Source organism: Nonomuraea sp. bgisy101 (genome assembly GCF_057708945.1).
In genome coordinates, this window is the sequence record NZ_JBYITD010000001.1 from 481,180 (window position 1) to 497,846 (window position 16,667).

Sequence of the window (16,667 nt, forward strand, 5' to 3'; positions counted from 1 at the left end):
CGCCTGCTTCAACAGCCTTTGCGAACAGCAAACGCGACCATGGCGTGATCGCCGCCGCTGTCAGCCCTCCCTCTGGAGGTTCAGCCCGAGCGAACCGAACTGCTCGAACGGGCGGTGGTAGCCACGCTCGATGTGCTGGACGCCGCGGAGCCTGGAGGGCCCGTCGGCCACCGCCGCGGCCAGCACCGCGGAGAATCCCGCCCTGATGTCGGGCAGCATCACGTCCGCGCCGCTCAGCTTGGACACCCCGCGCACCACCGCCGAGTGCTTGGCGTTGGTGTCGTGGTAGCGGCACGCCGGCCCGCCGAGGCACTGGTCGAAGACCTCGATCTCGCAGCCCATCTGCTGCAGCGCGGGCACGTAGACCAGGCGGTTCTCGAAGACCGTCTCGTGCAGCACCGACATGCCCTGGCTCTGGGTGAACAGCACCATCAGCGGCGTCTGCCAGTCGGTCATGAACCCCGGATGGGTGTCGGTCTGCACCGCCGCCGAGCGCAGCCCCTCGGGGGGCGCGGTGGCGCAGATGTAGTCGTCGTTGATGTCGAACTGGGCGCCCATCCTGGCCAGCGTGGTGATCGCGGTGACCAGGCGGTCCTGCGGGCAGCCGTGCACGCGCACCTCGCCCCTGGTGATGAGGCCCGCCGCCAGGTAGGAGAAGGCTTCGATGCGGTCGCCTGCCAGCCAGGTCTGCGCGCCGTGCAGCTCCGGCACGCCCTCGATGACGATCCGCCGGTCGGGGGAAAGCTCGATCCTGCCGCCCATCCGCTGCAGGAACAGCGCCAGCTCCACGACCTCGGGTTCCATGGCCGCGTTCTTGATCACGGTCTTGCCCTCGGCGAGCACCGCCGACATCAGGATCGTCTCGGTCGCGCCGACACTGGGATAGGGGAGCTCGATCCTGGCGCCGCGCAGCCTGGTGGCCTTGGCGTGGATGCCGTCCTCGGCCACCTCGACCTCGGCGCCCATGGAGCGCAGCGCCTGGACGTGGAAGTTGACGGGCCTGCGGCCGATGGGGTCGCCGCCGACCAGCGGCACGAACGCCTCACCGGCCAGGTGCAGGAGCGGGCCCAGCATGAGGATGGGGATGCGGTTCAGGCCGCTGAAGGCGTGGGGGACGCGGGGCCTGATCTCCTGCCCCTTCGCGATCCTGATCTCCTTGCTCGTGATCTCCACATGGATGCCGAGCGCTTCGAGCATCGCCGCTGTGATGCCGACCTCGCCGACCTCGGGGGCATTGTGGATGGAGCTCTCGCCGGTGCCGAGCATGGCCGCCACCATGTGCTTCGACACGCCGTTCTTGGATCCGCGGACCTCCACATCGCCACGCAGCGGACCGGAGGGTTCGATCAGCCAGACCTTGTCTTCAATCACGGCACGAGCCTAGCCGGGGGATACCATCGAGCAGGTTCGGACACACTTGTGAGGGGGAGTGGCCTGGTGGGGCATGTGCGGGCTTTCGCGGTGACCGTTCTCGCGCTGGCCGCCCTCGGCGTTCCCGCGGGCCTGGCGTGGTCCCTGCTCGCGCCGCGCGCGCCGTACGCGGTCGCCGCGGGTGAGGTGGTGCTGGCCGACCCCTCGACCCAGGCTCTCATCGCCGCCGACGGGTGGTACGCGGTGATCACCGGGGGCCTCGCGCTCGCCTGCGCGGTCGTGGCCTGGAACCTGGCACGTGACAAACGCCTGGAGGTGCTGCTCGGGCTGGCGGCGGGCAGTGGGATCGCGGCCTTCGTCACGCAGTGGGTCGGCACCACCTTCACACTCGGCGCGGTCACGGTGGAGGCCGCCGCCGCGGGTCCTGGCGTGAAGGTGGTCGCCGGCGCGCTCGCGCTGACCGCCAAGGGCGTGCTGGTGACCTGGCCCCTGGTCGCGGTCGGGCTGTACGGGACGATGGAGGCCGTGGTGGCCTACCGCGAGTCGCCGCTGCGCCAGACGTACGGGGAGATCGACCGGCTATAGGCCGGGGCGGCGCGTGCCGTACCCGGTGGCCTGCTCGAAGGCGCGCGCCACGCGCAGCACCCTGGCGTCGGCGAACGGGCGGCCGACGATCTGCACCCCCACCGGCAGCCCCGCGGAGGTGAAACCCGCGGGAACCGACGCCGCGGGGGCGTGCAGGACGCTGATCCAGTACGCCGAGCGCATCCAGGACAGGTAGTCGGGCAGCTTCACGCCGTTGATCTCGTCGACGTAGGGTCGCTCGACGGGGAACGGCGGCACCTGGCTGACCGGCGCGATCAGCACGTCATAGGTGTCGAAGAAGGCGGCCATGCGCTGGTACAGGCCGCTGCGCAGCTTCTCGGCGCGCGCCAGGTCGGCGCCGGTGACCTTACGGCCCTGCTCGACGTTCCACGCGGTGTTGGCGCCCAACCCCTGGAGGTCGCCGAAGCTCAGCGCGTAGTACCAGGCCCGGTAGATCCTGAAGGCGTCGTCGGCGTCGGACAGGTCGAGATCCACCTGCTCCACGCGGGCGCCGAGCCGTTCGAACACCGTGACCGCCGACGCGGTCACGGCCGCGGTCTCGGGGTCGACGGGCAGCCCGCCGAGGTCGGGGCTGAAGGCCACCCGCAGGCCCTTCACGGAGGTCTCGGGATCGGGAGCGAACGGCTCCTTGATCGAGTACGGCGAGCGAGGGTCGAATCCCGACATCACCGAGAGCATCAGCTCGAGGTCCTCGACCGATCTGGCCATCGGCCCCGAGACGGCCAGCGTGTACCAGGCCGCGGTGTCGGAGATGTCGGGGACGCGGCCCGGCGTCGGGCGCAGTCCGACCACGTTGCAGAAGCTCGCCGGGTTGCGCAGCGATCCGCCCATGTCCGAACCGTCGGCCAGCGGCACCATCCCCGTGGCCAGCGCCGCCGCCGCGCCCCCGCTGCTGCCGCCTGCCGACCTCGACAGGTCGTAGGGGTTGCGGGTGGCGCCGAACACCTCGTTGACGGTGTGGGAGCCGGTGCCGAACTCGGGCGTGTTGGTCTTGCCGACCGTGATGGCCCCGGCCTTCCTGAGCCGTTCGACCAGCAGGTCGTCCTTGGCGGGGACGTGGTCGGCGAACAGCGGCGAGCCGTACGTGGTCCTGATGTTCGCGGTGTCGGCGAGATCCTTGTGTGCCACGGGCACGCCGTGCAGCGGGCCTTTGGGCCCGGCGGCGTCGGCCGCCTTCGCCTCGTCGAGCGCCCGCTCGGCGACCAGCGTCACGATGGCGTTGACGGCGGGATTGACCTGCTCGACGCGCGCCAGGTGGGCCTCGAGCAGCTCGACGGCGCTCACCTCGCGAGCCCGCAGCAGCCGGGCCATCTCGGTGGCGGTGAGGTAGTGCAGTTCGGTCACTCTTGCGATCCTGCCGCATGCGTCCGCGTACGGCGATGGCAAGGTTTGCCCAGGCGGGCGGCCCCTAACCGGATTTCGCGATGGGCGCGGTGGCCGCCTTGGTCAGCTCGATCAGGTTCTTCGGCGAGGTCTCGATCTGCAGCCCCCGCTTGCCCGCGGAGAAGTAGATCGTCTCGAAGTCGAGGGCGGAGGCGTCGACGACGGTGGGAAGCTGCTTGCGCTGCCCGAGGGGGCTGATCCCACCGACCACGTAGCCGGTGACCCGCTCGACCTTCGCCGCGTCGGCCATCGCGGCCCGCTTGCTGCCCAGCGCCGCGGCGAACGCCTTGAGGTCGAGCTTCCCCGAGACCGGCACCACCGCCACCGCGAGCCCGCTCTCCACCTCCGCCACGAGCGTCTTGAAGATCCTGCCGTACGGCAGGCCCAGCGCGTCGGCGGCTTCCTCCCCGTAGGCCTGGGCGTTGGCGTCGTGCTCGTAGGGGTGCAGCGTGAAGTCGACCTGTGCCTTGGCCAGTGCGACCGTCGCGGGTGTGCCCTGCCCGCCCTTCTTCGCCTTGCTCACTGTCCCGATCGTAGAGGATCGGCGGCCGGGCCATCGCGGGTGAAATGTCACCCGATACCGTGGCTGTCCCGCATTGTGGACAGAACCAGATGAGGCGGAGACACTCCGTAGACTGTGTGGGTGATTTCCCGTATCGACCTGCGCGGCTCTCTTCCGGAGAACCTGCGCGACGTGCTGCCCCGCGCCGAACTCGACGTCGAGGCCGCCCTGGAGAAGGTGCGGCCCATCTGCGAGGACGTGCGCCATCGCGGGGCGGTGGCCGTTCGCGAGCTGACCGCCAGGTTCGACGGTGTCGAGATCCAGTCCGCCCGAGTCTCCGCCGAGGCGATCCAGCGGGCGCTGGACGAGCTCGACCCCAAGGTCAGGGCGGCCCTCGAAGAGGCGATCACGCGGACCAGGAAGGTGCACCGCGACCAGCGGCGCACCGACACCACGACCCAGGTCGTCCCCGGCGGCACGGTCACCGAGCGCTGGGTGCCCGTCGAGCGCGTCGGCCTCTACGTGCCCGGAGGGCGCGCCGTCTACCCCTCCAGCGTGGTCATGAACGTGGTGCCCGCCCAGGAAGCGGGCGTCGAGTCGCTGGCCGTCACCAGTCCCGCGCAGAAGGACTTCGGCGGGCTGCCGCACCCCACGATCCTGGCCGCGTGCGCGCTGCTCGGCGTCGACGAGGTCTACTCGGTCGGCGGGGCGCAGGCGGTGGCCATGTTCGCCTACGGCACCGAGGAGTGCCCCTCCGCGACCATGGTGACGGGTCCCGGCAACATCTGGGTGGCCGCGGCCAAGCGGCTGCTGAAGGGCGTCATCGGCATCGACTCCGAGGCGGGACCGACCGAGATCGCCATCCTCGCCGACTCCACCGCCGACCCCAGGCACGTGGCCGCCGACCTGATCAGCCAGGCCGAGCACGACGTCATCGCCGCGGCCGTGCTGGTCACCGACAGCGTGGAGCTGGCCGAGGCGGTCGAGAAGGAGCTGCCGGGACAGGTCGCCGCGACGCGCCACTCCGCGCGGATCGCCGAGGCGCTGTCCGGCAGGCAGTCCGGCATCGTGCTGGTCGACGACCTGGCCGCGGGGCTCAGGGTCGTCGACGCCTACGCGGCCGAGCACCTGGAGATCCAGACGGCCGACGCCGCCGAGGTGGCGGCCAAGGTCCGCAACGCCGGCGCGATCTTCGTCGGGCCCTACAGCCCGGTGAGCCTGGGCGACTACCTCGCGGGTTCCAACCACGTGCTGCCGACCGGCGGATGCGCCTGCCACTCCAGCGGGCTGTCGGTGCAGTCGTTCCTGCGCGGCATCCACGTGATCGACTACACCAGGCAGGCGCTGGCGGACGCGGCCGAGCACACGTGCGTGCTGGCCGACGCCGAGGACCTGCCCGCCCACGGGGCCGCCATCCGCGCCAGGTTCGACTGGGAGATCCCCTCATGACGCTCGACGACCTGCCGATCCGCGACGACCTGCGCGGCAAGAAGCCGTACGGCGCGCCGCAGATCGACGTGCCCGTGCAGCTCAACACCAACGAGAACCCCTACCCGCCCTCCCAGGCCCTGGTCGACGACCTCGCCGAGGAGATCAGGCGCGGCGCGGCGGCCCTCAACCGCTACCCCGACAGGGACGCGCTCGCCCTGCGCCAGGACCTGGCCGACTACCTCGGCCACGGGCTCACCCGCGACATGGTCTGGGCGGCGAACGGCTCCAACGAGGTGCTCCAGCAGATCCTGCAGGCCTTCGGCGGACACGACCGCACCGCGATCGGCTTCGAGCCGTCCTACTCCATGCACCCGATCATCACCACGGGCACCAACACCGAGTGGATCTCCGGCGCGCGCGAGGAGGACTTCTCGCTCGACCCCGACAAGGCCGTGGCCGCCGTCGAGGAGCACCGCCCCGACATCGTCTTCCTCACCTCGCCGAACAACCCGACCGGCACCTCGCTGCCGCTCGAGACCATCGCCAGGGTCGCGAGGGCGGCGCCCGGCATGGTCGTGGTGGACGAGGCCTACGCCGAGTTCGCCCGCACCGGCACCCCCTCGGCGCTGACGCTGCTGCCCGAGCACCCCAGGCTGATCGTGACCAGGACCATGTCCAAGGCGTTCGCGATGGCGGGCACGCGGCTCGGCTACCTGGCCGCGCACCCCGCCGTGGTCGAGGCGATGCTGCTGGTGCGCCTGCCGTACCATCTGTCGACGGTCACGCAGGCGACGGCCAGGGTCGCGCTACGGCACCGCGCCGAGCTGCTCGGCACGGTCGACGCGCTCAGGAAGGAGCGCGACGACATCGTGACGTGGTTGCGCGAGCGGGGCTTGACGGTCGCCGACTCTGACGCCAACTTCGTGTTGTTCGGCCGGTTCGGCGACCGGCGCAAGATCTGGGAGGGACTGCTCCAGCGGGGCGTCCTGATCCGTGAGGTCGGGCCGCCCGAGTGGCTGCGCGTGTCGATCGGCACCGGCGAGGAGATGACGGCATTCCGTGCCGCCCTGGAGGGGGTTCTGTGAGCGAGCGCACTGGTCGCGTCGAGCGCACCACGAAGGAGACGTCGGTCCTGGTCGAGGTGAACCTCGACGGAACCGGCATCGTCGACGTCGCCACCGGGGTCGGGTTCTACGACCACATGCTGGCCCAGCTCGGCAAGCACGGTCTGTTCGACCTGACCGTCAAGACCGAGGGCGACCTGCACATCGACTCCCACCACACCATCGAGGACACCGCGCTGGCGCTGGGCGCCGCCTTCCGCGAGGCGCTGGGCGACAAGTCCGGCATCAGGCGGTACGGCAACGCCTCGTGTCCGCTGGACGAGGCGCTCGCCGAGGTGACCGTCGACCTGTCGGGGCGGCCCTACCTGGTGCACGCCGAGCCCGACGGCATGGCGCCGATGATCGGCCCCGAGTACGACACGACGATGACCAGGCACATCCTCGAGTCGTTCGTGGCGCAGGCGGCGATCTGCCTGCACGTGCGCGTGCCGTACGGACGCAACGCCCACCACATCGTCGAGGCCCAGTTCAAGGCGCTGGCCAGGGCGCTGCGCGAGGCCAGCGAGCTCGACCCCCGCGCGACAGGGGTCCCGAGCACCAAGGGTGTGCTGTGAGCGACAACTGGACGGCGATCGTGATGGTCTTCATCGGCCTGTTCCTGGTCGGCGGCGTGGTGTCGCTGATCAAGCAGGGGTTGAAGATCGGCGCGGTCGTCTGCGGAGTCGGCGCCGCCATGGCGCTGCTCGCGGGGGTGCTGTGGTGGTGAACAAGAACGTCGTCATCCTCGACTACGGCTCGGGCAACCTGCGCTCGGCCGAAAGGGCGCTGGCCAGGACGGGCGCCCAGGTGACCGTCACGGCCGACTACGACGCCGCCATGAACGCCGACGGACTCGTCGTGCCGGGCGTGGGCGCCTTCGCGGCCTGCATGTCCGGGCTGAAGAGCGTCGTCGGCGACAGGATCATCGGTCGCCGCCTGTCGGCCGCTCGTCCCGTGCTGGGCATCTGCGTCGGCATGCAGATCCTGTTCGAGCGCGGCGTGGAGCACGGCGTGGAGACCGAGGGCTGCGGCGAGTGGCCGGGCACGGTCGAGCGCCTGGAGGCCCCCGTACTCCCGCACATGGGCTGGAACACCGTCAAGGCCCCCGCCGACAGCGTGCTGTTCGCCGGCCTCGACGCCGCCACCCGCTTCTACTTCGTCCACTCCTACGGCGTGCGCGACTGGCAACTGCACCCAGGCCCCGGCTTCACCGCGCCGCTGGTCACGTGGGCCGAGCACGGCGTGCCGTTCGTGGCCGCGGTGGAGAACGGCCCGCTGATGGCCACCCAGTTCCACCCGGAGAAGTCCGGTGACGCGGGCGCGGCCCTGCTGAAGAACTGGGTCGGCACGCTGTGAACGGGCCGCCGCCCACCGGGCGGCCCGAGGAAGCCCCGTGAGCAAGGAACGGGCGCGGCGGCGGGCGGCCCGCGAGGCCGAGCGGGAGCGCGCGGCCCGGCTGAACGCCGAGCGGATGGCCCGCAGGTCGCGCAGGAAGGCGCTGGTCAGGGGGCTCGTCCCCCGCCCCGTCCGCTTCGCCAGGCAGGGCGGGCTGCTGGCTCGCCGGCAGCGGGCGCAGAACGGCGTCGTCGCCCTGCTCTTCCTCGTCGTGCAACTGCTGGCCTGGCTGCTGTGGTCGTCGTGGCAGGTCAGCCTGGCCGTGTTCGTGCTCTCCCTGCTGTTCGTCCCTGTGATCGTCACGCTCGCCTTTGACCGGAGGACCTGAAGACCATGTCGTTCGTACTGCTGCCCGCCGTGGACGTCGTCGACGGCCAGGCCGTCCGCCTCGTGCAGGGGGAGGCCGGCACAGAGACCGGCTACGGCGACCCGCTGACCGCGGCGCTGGCCTGGCAGGAGGCGGGCGCCGAGTGGATCCACCTGGTCGACCTGGACGCGGCCTTCGGCCGTGGCTCCAACAGGGAACTGCTCGCCGACGTGGTCGGCAAGCTGGACATCCAGGTTGAGCTGACCGGAGGCATCCGTGACGACGCCTCGCTGGAGGCGGCGCTGTCCACCGGCTGCCGGAGGGTGAACATCGGCACCGCGGCCCTGGAGGACCCGGCCTGGTGCAGGAGGATTATCGCCGAGTATGGTGACAAGATCGCAGTTGGTCTGGACGTGCGTGGCACCACGCTCGCCGCGCGCGGCTGGACCGAGGCGGGCGGCGATCTCTGGGAGGTGCTCGACCGGCTCGAAGCCGACGGCTGCCCGCGTTACGTGGTAACGGACGTGACCAAGGACGGAACACTGCGCGGCCCGAATCTGGACCTGCTGCGCCAGGTCTGCGATCGAACCGACAAGCCTGTCGTCGCGAGCGGAGGCGTCTCCTCTCTCGACGATCTCATCGCCCTCACCTCTCTCGCGCCCCACGGCGTGGAGGGCGCGATCGTGGGCAAGGCACTCTACGCGCAGGCTTTCACGCTGGAAGACGCCCTGGCCGCGGTACGCGGCTAGGGCCAGAGAGAGGATCGCGTGATGGGCCAGGCAAGCTGCGTGCGCGAGGGGATGAGGATCTTCTCGGGCGGCGTCTGGGAGCAGAAGTACGGCTACGCCAGAGCCGTGGTGGCGGGACCGCGGGTCGTGGTCTCCGGATGCACGGCCACGGTCGACGGCGAGGTGCAGCACGAGGGCGACGCCTACCTGCAGGCCATGACGGCCTTCGACATCGCGCTCGACGCGGTCGAGGCGGCTGGCCTGACCAGGGAGGACGTGGTCATGGTGCGCTACTACGTGGTGGACGGGCGCCACTACGACGCGGTCGGCACGGCGTTGTCGGAGGTGCTCGGCCACGTCAGGCCCGCGTGCACGGGCGTCCAGGTGGCGGGACTGATCGACCGGCGGATGCTGGTCGAGATCGAGATCGAGGCGTTTCGGGCATGACAGTCGCGGTTCGAGTCATCCCGTGTCTGGACGTGGACGCGGGACGTGTGGTCAAGGGCGTCAACTTCGAGAACCTGCGCGACGCGGGCGACCCGGTGGAGCTGGCCCGCCGCTATGACGAGGAGGGCGCCGACGAGCTGACCTTCCTCGACATCACCGCCTCCTCGGGCGAGCGGGAGACGATGTTCGACGTGGTCCGCAGGACCGCCGAGCAGGTCTTCATCCCGCTGACCGTGGGCGGCGGCGTCCGCTCGGTCGAGGACGTCAACAGGCTGCTGCGCGCCGGCGCGGACAAGGTGTCGCTCAACACCGCGGCCATCGCCCGTCCGGAGCTGCTGACCGAGGCCTCCAGACGGTTCGGCGCCCAGTGCGTCGTGCTGTCGGTCGACGCCCGCAGGGCGCCGGGCACGGCGTCGGGCTTCGAGGTCACCACGCACGGCGGGCGGCGCGGCACCGGCATCGACGCCGTCGAGTGGGCGGCGCGGGGCGAGGAGCTGGGGGTGGGCGAGATCCTGCTCAACTCCATGGACGGTGACGGCACCCTCGACGGCTATGACCTCGCGATGCTGCGCGCGGTGCGGGCCGCGGTCAGGGTGCCGGTGATCGCCAGCGGCGGCGCGGGGCGCCTGGAGGACTTCCCTCCCGCCGTCGCCGCCGGCGCCGACGCGGTTCTCGCCGCGTCGGTGTTCCACTTCGGCACGCTGAAGATCTCCGAAGTCAAGGACACTCTTCGTACGGCGGGCCACCCGGTCAGGTAGTGACGTTGACCGTCGGGCACGTTCACTGTCGTCATGACAACTGCCAACAACCCGGTGGTCGCCAAGGCGATCGACGCGATCAACAGCGGTGACAGGGCGGCGTTCGTCGCCCTGTTCACCCCGGGGGCGACGATGTCCGACGACGGCAGCGAACGCGACCTCGAAGGATGGATCGACCGCGAGATCTTCGACGCCGACGGTCACTTCAGGATCCAGAGCCAGGACCCCGACGGCCTGACCATGCTCGTCCGCTTCACCAACTCCACCTACGGGGCGATGAACACCAGGTGGCACTTCGTGCTGTCCGACGACGGCGCGAGCCTCCGGCGGTTCGAGACGGGCCAGACCTGAGCCTGCGGCTCAGAAGACGCGCATGTGCTGGGACACCTCGAAGTCCGCGCCGCGTTCCTTGAACGCGGCCGCCTCCGAGCGTTTCACAGCCAGGTAGGCCCCGGCGCGCAGCGGCCCGAGCGCCGCCATGAGCAGCTCGTCGTCCTCCAGGGCGTCGAGCGCCTCGTCGAGGGAGCTCGGCAGCCGCGGGTAGAGCCCTGGCCTGGTGTCGGGGTCGACGAGCACGGGATCGCCTGGGTCGAGCTCGCGCCTGATCCCGTCGAGGCCCGCGTGGATGACCGCGCCCAGCGACAGGTACGGGTTGGCCGAGGAATCGGACGGTTTGAGCTCCAGGTTGGCCGAGCCCTGCTCGCCCACAGGGGAGCAGACCCGAACGGCGGCCTCCCTGTTGTCGGGCCCGTAGACGGCGTAGGCACTCGACCACATGCGCGGTGCCAGCCGCCGGAAGCTGTTGACGCTGCCGCAGGTCAACGCCGTGAGAGCGGGCAGATGGGCGAGCAGCCCGCCGACGAAGCGGGTCATCAGCTCGGGCCGGTCGTCGAACAGGTTGGTGTGCAGCGAGGAGTCCCACAGGGACAGATGCAGGTGGGCGCCGTTGCCGGCCTGGTCGGCGATCGGCTTGGGGGCCAGCGACGCCCACATGGCCATGCGCATCGCCACGCCGCGGACGGTCTCCCTGTAGAGGACGTGGTTGTCGGCGGCCCTGAGGGCGGGCGCGTGCCGGATCGACAGCTCCTGCTGGCCGTGGCCGAGCTCGGGGTGGTAGTGCTCGACCCGAAGACCCTGGGTCTCCAGCGCGCGGACCAGCGTGATCGCGTAGTCGTGGGCCAGGTCGAAGCCGGTGGTGGCATAGCACAGGCTGTCGTCGAGAGGCACCAGCCGGTCGGGACCGCCCGAGGGGTCGGGCAGGCGGCGGCCGAGGGTGAACTCGGGTTCGAAGGCCGCCACGAGCGCGTAGCCCTCGCTCTCGAGCTCGGCGACCGCGTCCTTGAGGAAGGTGCGCGGGCAGGCGCCCCACGGCGTGCCGTCCAGCTGCACCAGGTCCGAGACCATGGCGGCGGCGCCAGGAGAGTAGGGGAGAGGAACGAATGTCGACGGGTCCGGCATGATCCGGACCTCGCCGACGGGCCCGAACTGCTCGACCTCCTGGAGCTGGTCGAGCATGTTCATCGCCATCATGGCCACCGTGTGCCCGATGCCGGAGGCGAGCCGCTCACCCAGCCGGGTGCGGGACGCCGCCTTGCCACGGATCACTCCGCCGTGGTCGGCATAGAGGAACCGGACGAGTTCGATGCCCTCGATCTCGGCCCGCTCGATGACGCTTCGGCGATCTCTCATCGATCGACTCTACGCTCTTCGATCTCAGGTTCGGTGACAACACGCACGACCCGCTGCCAAGCGGGCCGTGGAGCCTGTCAGGTCACGACGTTGGTGAAGAATACGGCCAGTTGGTTGGCGCCGTTCACGATGCCGTCGAAAACGCTGTTGACCGCCGCCGCCGCGTTTCGCGGCTGGGTGAACAGGTAGAAGACGACGAAGGCCACGGCGAGATACGTGAGGACCTTCTTGACCTGCATGGGGGGCCTCCTGCAGTCCATTCCCAGCCGTATATACCCGGATCTGGGCGATCACTGGCATCTTCTATGAAGATGTTCTTGATCATAACCGGGGGGCGTCTTTACCTGGCCATCGTACGGCCATCGGCCCGAGTTGGCGCGGGGACTCGCGATCGGATCGGGAAATCCGCCGCCGGTTCCGCGAGGTGATCGGTGTCGCCGGAGTCCGAATCCTGGTCACCGGCTCCCCACCGCTCGTCCGTGTGGGCCGGATCACCGTGATCGCGTCCCGGCGTGCCGTCCGGGTCCGGCGCCGCGCGCCGCGACCGGCCCGCGCCACGCGGGCCCGTGAGAAGCCCGAGCCGTCAGAAGCCGAGCGGGGCGTGGGTGAGCCGGGCGACGGCGTCAGGGTCGCCGGTCAGGTCGACCCTCGCGTGCTCCTGCCGCCCGAAGCAGAACAGCAGCAGTTCGCTCGCCTTCCCCGTGACCTCCACCTTGACGCCGTCCTTCGCTCCGCCGATGGCCACCCCGCCGCCGAGCCGGTGCAGGATCACGCCGACCGGCGACCTGCGCAGCATGAGCTTGGCCCCCATGTCGAGCCGCCGCCACAGCAGCCGCTCCAGGTCGTCGGGCAGCTCCCGCGGCTCCCATGACGGCTGGGCACGGCGCACGTCCTCGTGGTGGACGAAGTACTCCAGCGTGTTGACCGCCTCGTCGAGCGGGGGCAGCAGGCCGTACACGCCGCCTGGCCTGCGCACGAGGCCGACCAGTTCGGGGAAGGGGTGCTTGGCCTTGAGCCCGTCCTGGACCGAGGCGGTGTAGCCGGCCAGCGGCTTGAGCGCGATGCCCGGGTTGGCGTCGATCCTGCGCTCGCGCAGTACGAGGTGGGCGGCCAGGTCGTAGGTGCTCCAGCCCGTGCACAGCGTCGGCGCGTCGGGGCCGAGCGTGTCGAACAGGTCGCACAGAGCAGAGCGTTCGCCGCGAGCGTGAGTCACCAGACGATTCTACTGGGGCGTGGGAATATCCAGATGATCGACCATGATAGGGACTTAAGTACAAATTTCCCCATTGGAAGGACCTTCCTCGAGTGGCGACCAAGGTCACCTCAGCCGTGATGCGCCAAGGGCTCCGTGTTCTCGGGGTGGCCATCCGCACGGAGAAGTCGGTGTTCGCGGCCGCCGTCATCAGCAGCGGCCTGTACGGCGGCATGACCGTCGCCTCCGCCTGGGCGCTCGGATGGGCGACGGAGAACGCCGTGCTGCCGGCCTTCGCCAGGGGCGAGATCGGCGCGGGCGCGCTGTGGATCTCGGTCCTTCTCATCATGGGCACCGCCCTGCTGAAGGCGATCGGCGTGGCGGGCAGGCGCATCCTGGCCGGCGTCCTGCAGTACCGCATGCAGGCCAGGTCGCGCAGGGACGTCACCAAGCAGTACCTGCGCCTGCCGCTGGCCTGGCACCACCAGCACCCCACGGGGCAGCTGCTGTCCAACGCCAGCGCCGACGCCGAGGCCGCGTGGGCGCCGCTCGCGCCGCTTCCGATGGCGGTTGGCGTCATCGTCATGCTGGTCACGGCGGCGGTCGCGATGCTGATCACCGATCCCGTGCTCGCCCTCGTCGGCTTCCTGATCTTCCCCGCCATCGCGGGGCTGAACCTCGTCTACCAGCGCAGGCTGAGCCCGCTGGCCACCCACGCCCAGCAGTTGCGCGCCGAGGTCAGCGAGATCGCCCACGAGAGCTTCGACGGCGCGCTCGTCGTCAAGACCCTCGGCCGCGAGGACCTGGAGACCGAGCGGTTCGAGCGCCGCGCCCACGAGCTGCGCGACGCCAACATCGCCGTCGGCAGGGTCCGCGGCCTGTTCGACCCGATGCTGGAGGCGCTGCCGACACTCGGCGTGCTGATCGTGCTGATGGTCGGCGCGATGCGGCTGCAAGGCGGGTCCATCAACTCGGGCGAGCTGGTCCAGGTCGCCTACCTGTTCACCCTGCTCGCCTTCCCGATCCGCGCGCTCGGCTGGGTGCTGGCCGAACTGCCCCGCAGCGTCGTCGGCTGGCAGCGGGTGCAGGCGGTGCTCGAGGCGACAGGCTCCATGGACTACGGCCAGGCCCGCGTGCCAGGCTCGGCGCCCGCGGGGCTCCAGGTCTCCGGCCTGTCCTACGCCTACGGCAGCGCCGAGGTGCTGCACGACGTCACCTTCGACGTCCCTGCCGGCCGTACCGTCGCGCTGGTGGGGCCGACGGGCTCGGGCAAGTCCACGCTCGTGCAGACGCTGGTGCGCCTGGTCGATCCCGACAAGGGAGAGGTGCGCCTGGACGGCGTCGACCTTCGTGAAATCGCTTACGGCGGCATCGCCGACGCGGTCGCGCTGGTGCCGCAGCAGACGTTCCTGTTCGACGACAGCGTGCGCGGCAACATCACGCTCGGCCTCGACGTCTCCGACGAGGACGTGTGGGCCGCGCTGCGCCTGGCCCAGGCCGACGGCTTCGTGGCCAAGCTGGCCTCGGGGCTCGACACCAAGGTCGGCGAGCGCGGCACCACCCTGTCGGGTGGCCAACGGCAGCGCATCGCCCTGGCCCGCGCGGTCGTCCGCCGCCCGCGCCTGCTGATCCTCGACGACGCGACCTCCAGCGTCGACCCCCAGGTCGAAGCAAAGATCCTCTACGGCCTGCGTGACCTGAACGCGGCCGGCGAGCAGGGCGAGGCCTCGACCGTCGTGGTCGTCGCCTACCGGATGGCCACGATCGCCCTGGCCGACGAGGTGGTCTACCTCGACCGTGGCAGCGTCGTCGACCGCGGCACCCACGAGGAACTGCTCGAGCGCTGCCTGGGCTACCGGAACCTGGTCACCGCCTACGAGCGCGAAGAGGCCGAGAGGGCCGCGATCGCGGCGGAAGAGGAAGAGGTCGTGGCATGAGCGTCGCTTTCCAGGACTCGGGCCGGTCGGCGCTCGCCACCGTGCGGCACGGGCTCTCGCTCACGCCGGAGTTCCGCAAGGGGCTGGCGGGCACACTCGCCCTCGCCGTGATCGCCACGATCGGCAAGATCATCGTGCCGATCGCCGTCCAGCAGACGATCGACACGGGACTCAAGGGCGGCACGCCTGACATCTCCTACATCTCCACGGCGGTGCTCCTGTGCGCCGCGGCGGTCGTCATCACCGCCCTGTGCGGCTACGTGATGAACGTCCGGCTCTACAGGGCCACCGAGGCCTCCCTCGCCACGCTCAGGGTCCGCGGCTTCCGGCACGTCCACGACCTGTCCGTGCTCACCCAGAACTCCGAGCGCCGCGGCGCGCTGGTCTCCCGCGTGACCAACGACATCGACCAGATCAGCAACTTCATGCAGTGGGGCGGGCTGATGATCATCGTGGCGTTCGGCCAGCTGCTGGTCGCCACCGGGTTGATGTTCGTCTACTCGTGGCAGCTCACGCTGCTGGTCTGGGTCTGCTTCATCCCGCTGATGATCGTCCTGCCGCGCTTCCAGCGCTGGCTCTCGGCGGCCTACTCCACGGTCCGCGAGCGCACCGGCGACATGCTGTCCGCCGTCAGCGAGTCGGTCGTCGGCGCGGCCGTCATCCGCGCGTACGGCTCCGAGCGCCGCACGTCCGAGCGCATCGACAACGCGATCAACGCCAACAGGAGCGCGCAGGTCCGCGCCCAGAAGATCGTCGGCCTCGTCTTCCCGCTCACCGAGATCGTCGCCGCCGCGGCCATCGCGGGGATCGTCCTGCTCGGCGTGCGGCTCGGCATCTCCGGCGACATCAGCGCGGGCAGGCTGGTCGCCTTCCTGTTCCTCGTCACGCTGTTCGTCTCTCCGCTGCAGATCGCCACCGAGGTGCTGAACGAGGCGCAGAACGCGGTCGCCGGCTGGCGGCGCATCCTGGGCGTGCTCGACACCCCGCCCGACGTCGCCGACCCGGGAGACGAGGGCGTCACCCTGCCCCGCGGGCCCATCGCCGTGGCCTTCGAGGACGTGCACTTCGCCTATCCCGGCGGCGCGCCCGTCCTGCACGAGCTGTCGGTCTCCATCCCCCCGCGCACCCGCATCGCGGTCGTCGGCGAGACGGGGTCGGGCAAGACCACCTTCGCCAAGCTGCTCACCCGCCTGATGGACCCGGTCGACGGGCGCGTCACCGTCGACGGCCACGACCTGCGCCAGGTGCGCTTCTCCTCGCTGCGCGAGCGGATCGTCATGGTGCCGCAGGACGGCTTCCTGTTCGACGGCACGCTCGCCGAGAACATCCGCTTCGGCAGGCCGGCGGCCACCGACGACGAGATCGCCCTGGCGATGACCGAGCTGGGCCTGGCCGACTGGGTGGAGGGCCTGCCCAAGGGCCTGGCCACCCCCGTGGGCCAGCGCGGGGAGTCGCTGTCGGCGGGTGAGCGCCAGCTCGTCGCCCTCGCCCGCGCCTACCTGGCCGACCCCGACCTGCTGCTGCTCGACGAGGCCACCTCCGCCGTCGACCCCGCCACCGAGGTACGGCTCGCACGGGCGCTGGAGGGGGTCACGAGGGGAAGGACCGCGATCTCGATCGCCCACCGCCTCTCGACGGCCGAGAACGCCGACGAGGTGTTCGTCTTCGACGCGGGCCGACTCGTCCAGCGCGGCCGGCACGCCGAGCTGGTCGAGGAGCCGGGCGTCTACGCCGACCTCCACGCCTCGTGGGTCTCCGCCGCCCACTCCTAGCCTCCTCCCGGCGGGGGCGGCGCCGCGCCGCCCCCGATATCGGGCT

General features: G+C 70.7%; 19 protein-coding genes. 13 read left to right on the plus strand and 6 right to left on the minus strand.

The genetic code is table 11. The features are described from left to right. Nucleotides 1-60: 60 nt before the first annotated feature. The gene (gene murA / locus AC3EO4_RS02245) at nucleotides 61-1,371 is read right to left on the minus strand and encodes a UDP-N-acetylglucosamine 1-carboxyvinyltransferase (RefSeq protein ID WP_379579228.1); all 1,311 of its coding nucleotides are present in this window, start codon (nucleotides 1,369-1,371) and stop codon (nucleotides 61-63) included. A gap of 66 nt (nucleotides 1,372-1,437) precedes the next feature. Here murA and AC3EO4_RS02250 point away from each other — a divergent pair, with 66 nt between their 5' ends. Then, the gene (locus AC3EO4_RS02250) at nucleotides 1,438-1,956 is read left to right on the plus strand and encodes a hypothetical protein (RefSeq protein WP_379579226.1); all 519 of its coding nucleotides are present in this window, start codon (nucleotides 1,438-1,440) and stop codon (nucleotides 1,954-1,956) included. Here AC3EO4_RS02250 and AC3EO4_RS02255 read toward each other — a convergent pair. Together AC3EO4_RS02255 and ybaK are read right to left on the minus strand one after the other, a co-directional pair. Then, entirely contained in the window at nucleotides 1,951-3,321 is a 1,371-nt protein-coding gene (locus tag AC3EO4_RS02255; protein ID WP_431893330.1) for an amidase, read from the minus strand. The genes AC3EO4_RS02250 and AC3EO4_RS02255 overlap by 6 nt on opposite strands. 64 nt (nucleotides 3,322-3,385) lie before the next feature. Continuing rightward, complete coding sequence (ybaK, locus tag AC3EO4_RS02260) at nucleotides 3,386-3,883, minus strand: Cys-tRNA(Pro) deacylase (protein WP_379579222.1); 498 nt, start codon at nucleotides 3,881-3,883, stop codon at nucleotides 3,386-3,388. A 120-nt stretch (nucleotides 3,884-4,003) separates the two neighbouring features. Between ybaK and hisD the strand changes: the two genes are divergently transcribed. The 10 genes from hisD to AC3EO4_RS02310 are packed head-to-tail and all read left to right on the plus strand — an operon-like array spanning nucleotide 4,004 to nucleotide 10,382. Continuing rightward, nucleotides 4,004-5,311, plus strand: a complete 1,308-nt coding sequence (hisD, locus tag AC3EO4_RS02265; RefSeq protein WP_379579220.1) for a histidinol dehydrogenase — start codon at nucleotides 4,004-4,006, stop codon at nucleotides 5,309-5,311. Further along, nucleotides 5,308-6,378, plus strand: a complete 1,071-nt coding sequence (locus AC3EO4_RS02270; protein WP_379579218.1) for a histidinol-phosphate transaminase — start codon at nucleotides 5,308-5,310, stop codon at nucleotides 6,376-6,378. Before hisD ends, AC3EO4_RS02270 begins: the two co-directional genes overlap by 4 nt. Next, entirely contained in the window at nucleotides 6,375-6,971 is a 597-nt protein-coding gene (gene hisB, locus AC3EO4_RS02275; protein ID WP_379579216.1) for an imidazoleglycerol-phosphate dehydratase HisB, read from the plus strand. Before AC3EO4_RS02270 ends, hisB begins: the two co-directional genes overlap by 4 nt. Continuing rightward, nucleotides 6,968-7,123, plus strand: a complete 156-nt coding sequence (locus AC3EO4_RS02280) for a hypothetical protein (protein WP_358123422.1) — start codon at nucleotides 6,968-6,970, stop codon at nucleotides 7,121-7,123. Before hisB ends, AC3EO4_RS02280 begins: the two co-directional genes overlap by 4 nt. Then, nucleotides 7,120-7,752 carry an imidazole glycerol phosphate synthase subunit HisH gene (hisH, locus tag AC3EO4_RS02285; RefSeq protein ID WP_379579214.1) on the plus strand — a complete coding sequence of 211 codons (633 nt, stop codon included), beginning with the start codon at nucleotides 7,120-7,122 and terminating at the stop codon, nucleotides 7,750-7,752. The genes AC3EO4_RS02280 and hisH overlap by 4 nt, the downstream gene beginning before the upstream one ends. 37 nt (nucleotides 7,753-7,789) lie before the next feature. Continuing rightward, on the plus strand, nucleotides 7,790-8,119 hold the full coding sequence (locus AC3EO4_RS02290) for a hypothetical protein (RefSeq protein WP_379579212.1): 330 nt from the start codon (nucleotides 7,790-7,792) through the stop codon (nucleotides 8,117-8,119). A 5-nt stretch (nucleotides 8,120-8,124) separates the two neighbouring features. Then, nucleotides 8,125-8,847 (plus strand): bifunctional 1-(5-phosphoribosyl)-5-((5-phosphoribosylamino)methylideneamino)imidazole-4-carboxamide isomerase/phosphoribosylanthranilate isomerase PriA, encoded by a 723-nt coding sequence (priA, locus tag AC3EO4_RS02295; protein WP_379579210.1) that lies wholly within the window; start codon nucleotides 8,125-8,127, stop codon nucleotides 8,845-8,847. A 21-nt stretch (nucleotides 8,848-8,868) separates the two neighbouring features. Beyond that, on the plus strand, nucleotides 8,869-9,273 hold the full coding sequence (locus tag AC3EO4_RS02300) for a Rid family hydrolase (RefSeq protein WP_379579208.1): 405 nt from the start codon (nucleotides 8,869-8,871) through the stop codon (nucleotides 9,271-9,273). Then, on the plus strand, nucleotides 9,270-10,031 hold the full coding sequence (gene hisF, locus AC3EO4_RS02305) for an imidazole glycerol phosphate synthase subunit HisF (RefSeq protein ID WP_379579206.1): 762 nt from the start codon (nucleotides 9,270-9,272) through the stop codon (nucleotides 10,029-10,031). The genes AC3EO4_RS02300 and hisF overlap by 4 nt, the downstream gene beginning before the upstream one ends. 33 nt (nucleotides 10,032-10,064) lie before the next feature. After that, nucleotides 10,065-10,382, plus strand: coding sequence for a nuclear transport factor 2 family protein (locus tag AC3EO4_RS02310; RefSeq protein ID WP_379579204.1), 318 nt, complete (start codon nucleotides 10,065-10,067; stop codon nucleotides 10,380-10,382). Nucleotides 10,383-10,391: 9 nt separating this feature from the next. On the opposite strand, the gene AC3EO4_RS02315 is transcribed toward AC3EO4_RS02310, so the two are convergent. From AC3EO4_RS02315 to AC3EO4_RS02325, 3 genes are all read right to left on the minus strand, one after another. Further along, complete coding sequence (locus AC3EO4_RS02315; RefSeq protein WP_379579202.1) at nucleotides 10,392-11,720, minus strand: glutamine synthetase family protein; 1,329 nt, start codon at nucleotides 11,718-11,720, stop codon at nucleotides 10,392-10,394. Between the two features lie 77 nt (nucleotides 11,721-11,797). Continuing rightward, nucleotides 11,798-11,959, minus strand: coding sequence for a hypothetical protein (locus AC3EO4_RS02320; protein WP_354910408.1), 162 nt, complete (start codon nucleotides 11,957-11,959; stop codon nucleotides 11,798-11,800). 344 nt (nucleotides 11,960-12,303) lie between these two features. After that, nucleotides 12,304-12,933 (minus strand): TIGR03085 family metal-binding protein, encoded by a 630-nt coding sequence (locus tag AC3EO4_RS02325; RefSeq protein ID WP_431893340.1) that lies wholly within the window; start codon nucleotides 12,931-12,933, stop codon nucleotides 12,304-12,306. Between the two features lie 119 nt (nucleotides 12,934-13,052). Between AC3EO4_RS02325 and AC3EO4_RS02330 the strand changes: the two genes are divergently transcribed. Continuing rightward, complete coding sequence (locus AC3EO4_RS02330; RefSeq protein ID WP_379580249.1) at nucleotides 13,053-14,849, plus strand: ABC transporter ATP-binding protein; 1,797 nt, start codon at nucleotides 13,053-13,055, stop codon at nucleotides 14,847-14,849. Further along, nucleotides 14,846-16,621: an ABC transporter ATP-binding protein gene (locus AC3EO4_RS02335; RefSeq protein ID WP_379579197.1), complete on the plus strand. Its 1,776-nt coding sequence runs from the start codon at nucleotides 14,846-14,848 to the stop codon at nucleotides 16,619-16,621. Before AC3EO4_RS02330 ends, AC3EO4_RS02335 begins: the two co-directional genes overlap by 4 nt. The last annotated feature ends 46 nt before the right edge of the window (nucleotides 16,622-16,667 follow it).

Excerpts from the sequence above, each read along its gene's own strand:
- AC3EO4_RS02270 (WP_379579218.1), top strand. The coding sequence starts at position 5,308 with ATGACGCTCGACGACCTGCCGATCCGCGACGACCTGCGCGGCAAGAAG.
- AC3EO4_RS02320 (WP_354910408.1), bottom strand. The coding sequence starts at position 11,959 with ATGCAGGTCAAGAAGGTCCTCACGTATCTCGCCGTGGCCTTCGTCGTC.
- AC3EO4_RS02300 (WP_379579208.1), top strand. The coding sequence starts at position 8,869 with ATGGGCCAGGCAAGCTGCGTGCGCGAGGGGATGAGGATCTTCTCGGGC.
- AC3EO4_RS02310 (WP_379579204.1), top strand. The coding sequence starts at position 10,065 with ATGACAACTGCCAACAACCCGGTGGTCGCCAAGGCGATCGACGCGATC.
- AC3EO4_RS02315 (WP_379579202.1), bottom strand. The coding sequence starts at position 11,720 with ATGAGAGATCGCCGAAGCGTCATCGAGCGGGCCGAGATCGAGGGCATC.
- priA (WP_379579210.1), top strand. The coding sequence starts at position 8,125 with ATGTCGTTCGTACTGCTGCCCGCCGTGGACGTCGTCGACGGCCAGGCC.
- AC3EO4_RS02335 (WP_379579197.1), top strand. The coding sequence starts at position 14,846 with ATGAGCGTCGCTTTCCAGGACTCGGGCCGGTCGGCGCTCGCCACCGTG.
- AC3EO4_RS02330 (WP_379580249.1), top strand. The coding sequence starts at position 13,053 with ATGCGCCAAGGGCTCCGTGTTCTCGGGGTGGCCATCCGCACGGAGAAG.
- hisF (WP_379579206.1), top strand. The coding sequence starts at position 9,270 with ATGACAGTCGCGGTTCGAGTCATCCCGTGTCTGGACGTGGACGCGGGA.